Below are 4,873 nucleotides of genomic sequence, written 5' to 3'. Positions count from 1 at the left end.
GTCATTTACAGCGGTTAATGTGGCTTTAAAAAGCTGGGTTTTTGTGGTGTTGTAAACATGGTTTACCGCCGATTTATCTGTCTTTTCGACAATTGGACTTCCATCTCCAAAATCATAATAATATTTGTTGGTGCCTCCCGGAGAGGTGTTGGTAAAATCTACACTCATTGGCGAGCAGCCATCTGTTTTGCTTGGTGAAAATACAGCAATTGGTTTTGCTTTTACAAATACTGTAGCCGTGACGGAGTTACTTCCGCAGGCGGTTGTGGCGGTTAGAGTTACGGTGTAAAGGCTGTCTTTGCCCGATGGATTGGCATAGAAAGTAACTGGTGCGGGGTTGGCCAGATTTGACTGTTCTCCGTTGCCAAAATCCCATTTAAATGTAGCGCCTGCGGTAAGGATGGAGGTGTTTACAAAAGTTACCTTGAGCGGGTCGCAGCCTTCTGAAGCAAGAGGGGTAAAACTGGCGGGAACTGCCTGGTTGGTGCTGAACAGGTGAGAGAATTCCGCTTCTGAGCAACCTAGTAAACTACTCACCACGAGCTTGATGGTTACACTGGTATTGCTGGTTTTTAGGATATATTCTGGAAAATTGATGCCAGTGGCGATCTGGACATCATTCGCATACCAGGTATAGGTATTGTTCCTGTCTGCATATGGAACGGCATGAATGTCCAGTTTAAATGGAATACAGCCTTTGTCAGATGTCCAGTTAAACTCTGCAATTGCATTAGGGTTAACAGTTACCTTAATGGCATTGCTAATGCTTTGAAGGGTGCCGCTGCATTGAACTGTACCCACAAGGCGCCTGTAAAATGTAGTGGTAGCCAGACTTTGTGGCTGATAGTTTTGAGCAATTCCAGTGCCGATGTTTGTCCAGCTGTTTCCATTCGGACTAGATTGCCACTGATATAGAAACTGTCCATCTGCGCCTTCTGGTGTACTTCCTGTTAAAATCTCCGGGGCTTTTCCACTGCAAATGGTCTGATCTGCAGCTATGGTGTTTTTCGTTATCGGAGGTTGAACCGTGATCTGAAATTCATTGCTGATGGAGGTACAGCTGCCACTTTTTACAGTTCTTCTAAAACTGATGTCGCCAGAAGTGGTCAACTGAATGCTCAGGTTTTGTGCAGTTTCTCCGGCAATTACTGTCCATGCACCCGTGCCTTCTTTCTGTTCCCACAGATACTGATAATCTCCTTCATTACCCCCCGTTGGGTTGCTTCCGGTAATGGTGGCGGTTTGCCCATTGCAGACTACAGTATTACTGCTGGAGATGCTTTGATTAATTCCTTGGTTATTGCGGATATCCACATTTGATTCTGAAGGGCCGCAGGGGGAGTTGCCGGTAATGGTCCATTTAAAAACATAGGTTTCCGGGTTTGATAAACCTGTTACCTCTGTCTTAGGCGAAGTGGGGTCAACAATTGTAATATTTCCTGTACCTGAAACTTTTGTCCACAGTCCTGATTCGCCTGCAGCAGGGGGATTAGCTTCCAACAGTACGGTTCGGCTGGCACATAAGATTTGGTTGTTACCTGCTTTGGCGATAGTCGTTGCCGGACTGACGGTGATGGTTGTTGGTGTCGAATATTCAATCGTACAACCGCCGTTTTGTACCACTGCCCTGAACTGGGTGGTTAATGCTAAATCTTTAAAGCTATAGGTGTTTCCGGTATTGGTACCCGGAAGATCAGTCCACCCGGTAGCGCCGCTGGCCATACTCTGCCATCCTTTGACTGTACCCCTGTTTCCACTCAGTGTAATTACACCGGTATTGCTGTTCTGGCAAACCAGAGCTGTTGTCGTTGCAGTGGTTCCAGGCAGTGTTGGCTCATTAACGGTAATGGTTACTTCACTGCTGGATGCTGTACATTGACCTGTTCCGGTAATTGTCCAGCTGAAAGTGTACGTTTCTCCCGGTGCTAGATTGGAGACTTTGGTTTCCGCATCTGTTGCATCAGCAAATTGAGGTGCCAGGGCATGTACGGAAACCACTTTCCAAACACCAGTACCTACATCTGGTTTATTTCCTTTCAGAATATATGAATTGGCGGAACATATATTTTCATTAGGGCCGGCATTTGATTTGGTGACTGCTGGGTCAACATGTACGATGATCTGAATATCTTTTCCTTTACAACCGGTAGAAGAATAAGGCGTAATGGTATAAGTCACCGTACCCTGGCTAAAAGTAGAGTTCAATAAAACGTCATTGATATTTAGTGAATTTGCAACACTGCCCTGAACCGCGTTAGATGTATTGCCAGTAACGCCAGTTGTTGCTGTACTTGTCCATGTGAAAGTTGCCGGAATATTTGAGCTGACCACAATGGCTGCCGGATTGTTGTGGCAAATTGTTTTCTCCGGAATAGTGGTTGTGATCACTGGTCTGGGCGCAATATTGACTGTAAATTTAAAAGGAACACCATCACATCCGTTTGATTCCGGAGTAATCGTATATTCAACTGTGGCTGTTTGTAGAGCATTTGTATTGACAATGGCCTCATTAATATTACCCTTTCCGCTTGCGCTGAAACCAGTAGCAGTGCCTGCAGTATTTACCGCGGTCCATCTAAATGTACTGCCAGGTACATTGGTTTGAGGTGTAAATACAGCGAAATCTCCCGTACATATGTTTTGCGTAAGGGAAGCTGAAGTATTCGTTACCGTATTTTTTGGGTAGATCACCACTGCAGCCTCTGATGTAACTACTGCACAAGTACCCGTGATACCAGTGTTAACCACCAGCTTTATATTTGCCACTCCCGCATTGCGCTCGGCAAGGGTAGGGGTATAAACCGTTTTAAGATCATCTGTCGGAAGAAAGGTTCCGGCACCTAGCCATTGAAAGGTGGTTTTAGGTATGGCGTTTTCGATCTTTCCCTCCAGGTTAATGTTGTCATTATAACAAATGGCTGTTGGTGTTGCTGTAATGCTGGCTGTTGGCGATACAGTGAAATTGAGTTTCTGAGATACGGTAACCGTACCACAGTTGTTTTTATGGGTTAATGTAACGGTATATGTTCCAAAATCCTGGAAATTAATGGTTGGATATTGAGAGTTTGGAGTACTCGGACTTACAAAGGTATAACCGCCAGCGCCTGTAACTGTCCAGGTATAAGTATCAGCCAGTGGTTTTACGGTGCCACTGGAAAGTGTTTTGGTTACGTCACTGTTGGGCCCGAATAAATAATCTCCCCTTGCACAAAGATCATTGTCCTTAGATAAAGTAGCCTGAGGGCTAGTGTTGACCACGACCTCCTGTGCACTAGCTGATACCTCGCAGGTGCCCGTTTTTATGGAAAGAACGACGCTGTAAACACCAGTCTGTGCAAATGTAAAACCTGGGTTTGCTGCATTTTTATCAAAAGTGACACCTGCTGCTGGGGTTACGGTCCAGGTGTAAACCGGGGTATTAGGACAGGTATTGTCCAATATCGACGCTGAGCTGTTCGCGGTAATTGTGGCTGCTGAAAGGCAGATGAGTTTATTGGAAAGTGTGAAAGCTGGCTTTGGCGGATCTTGTACACAGACTGTATTTTCTAATGGATCGGCCTGACAATCGCCGTCACTGTTAGAAACCAAAAGTACTTTATGCGGGCCTTTGGTCGTAAAAGTATATCTGAAGACAAAATCTATTGGTTTTCCTGTTGCTTTTGGTTCTCCGTCTACATACCAACTGTAGGTCACATTGTTGTCTGAACAGCCATTACTGGTTTCATTGGGTTTTTGCCCTTTTGTAGACTGATTTACAAAACTTGCTTCATCACCCAGGCATATGATTGGGGAAAATGTGAATTTATTTACTGGCCGGGTTACTACTCTGGCAGTGGTGGAGAGTGCTGTTCCAATTGGCCCGCAAAAAGGACTTGTCAGTTGTACATTAACACCAAAAGCATTATAAACCGTGTTGGCTCCAGATCCGAAGGAAAATCCACAGGACGACCTGCTAAAACTATGCTTTACTTTATTCTGCTGTTGAATAATATCGCAATAAGTATAGGTGTCCACCTGATCATCACCCCAGGTAATCTGATAAGTGCTTCCAGGAAAATTTGCTTTGATACCAGTTTCCGAAACATCTACAGAATATTCAAAGGTCCCTGTGGGAAAGCATACAGTATTTCCGCTGGTGGTTGCAAATGCAGTAACCGCACGGTTGTTTACCAGGAAATACGCATGTGTGCTTATCGAACCATCTGCCCCTTTTGCCGTCGTAAAAACTAGGTAATGTGCCTGTTTTGCCTTAAACGTTTTTAACTCGCCTGCAGTGGTAAAGCTAAGGCTTGTTGGTGCTTCTGGAGTTAGTAAATTGGTGATCGTTGCTGTTACATTATTGGTGTTTGAGGTATTGGAGAAGATGTAGTCAAGCGTACTTTGTGTACTATTACATTTACCAAATGTGAGCGGGTTGTTACTGATGATGTTGCCTTCCGAAGTCACACCTGCATTAACTACGGTTCCTGCCCGGATTTCAAAAGGTGTCGATTCAGCGGAAACTGATGCCGGCGAAGTTGTTTTAATCCTGAGCTTGTAGCCCGTCCCCGCTGGTGTTCCGTTGGGAATGGAGCCATTCACAAAAGCCGAATAGAATCCGTTATAGGTTCCTATCGGAGCTGTTGAAATAAAATTTCCGTTTGCGTCTGAAAGATACAGCTCAAATATATTGTTCTTTGCTATGCACGTATTTACGTCAGACGTAAAAGAAATAGCTATGCTTGATCCAGGCGAATAAGGCCCTGGATTTACCGGATCAAGCGTAATTTGTGCCTGAGAAGTAAAAGCAATAAGAATAAAAGCAACAAATATGAGAGCGAGTTTAGATTTACCCATGCGTTTGTTTCCATAAATGTAAATAACTATTTAATAA

At 44.4% G+C, this 4,873-nt stretch carries 1 protein-coding gene; it reads right to left on the bottom strand.

Going from position 1 to position 4,873, the window contains the following annotated elements; translation table 11 throughout:
• The coding region (locus DBR11_RS28230) for a PKD domain-containing protein (protein ID WP_199233993.1) at nt 1–4,836 on the bottom strand (4,836 nt) is incomplete at its 3' end.
• Between the last annotated feature and the right edge of the window lie 37 nt (nt 4,837–4,873).

Origin of the sequence: Pedobacter sp. HMWF019 (assembly GCF_003061025.1) — a bacterium.
GTDB lineage: Bacteria > Bacteroidota > Bacteroidia > Sphingobacteriales > Sphingobacteriaceae > Pedobacter.
The sequence above is the reverse complement of the archived record's forward strand: the minus strand, read 5'-3'. Positions and strand labels throughout refer to the sequence as shown.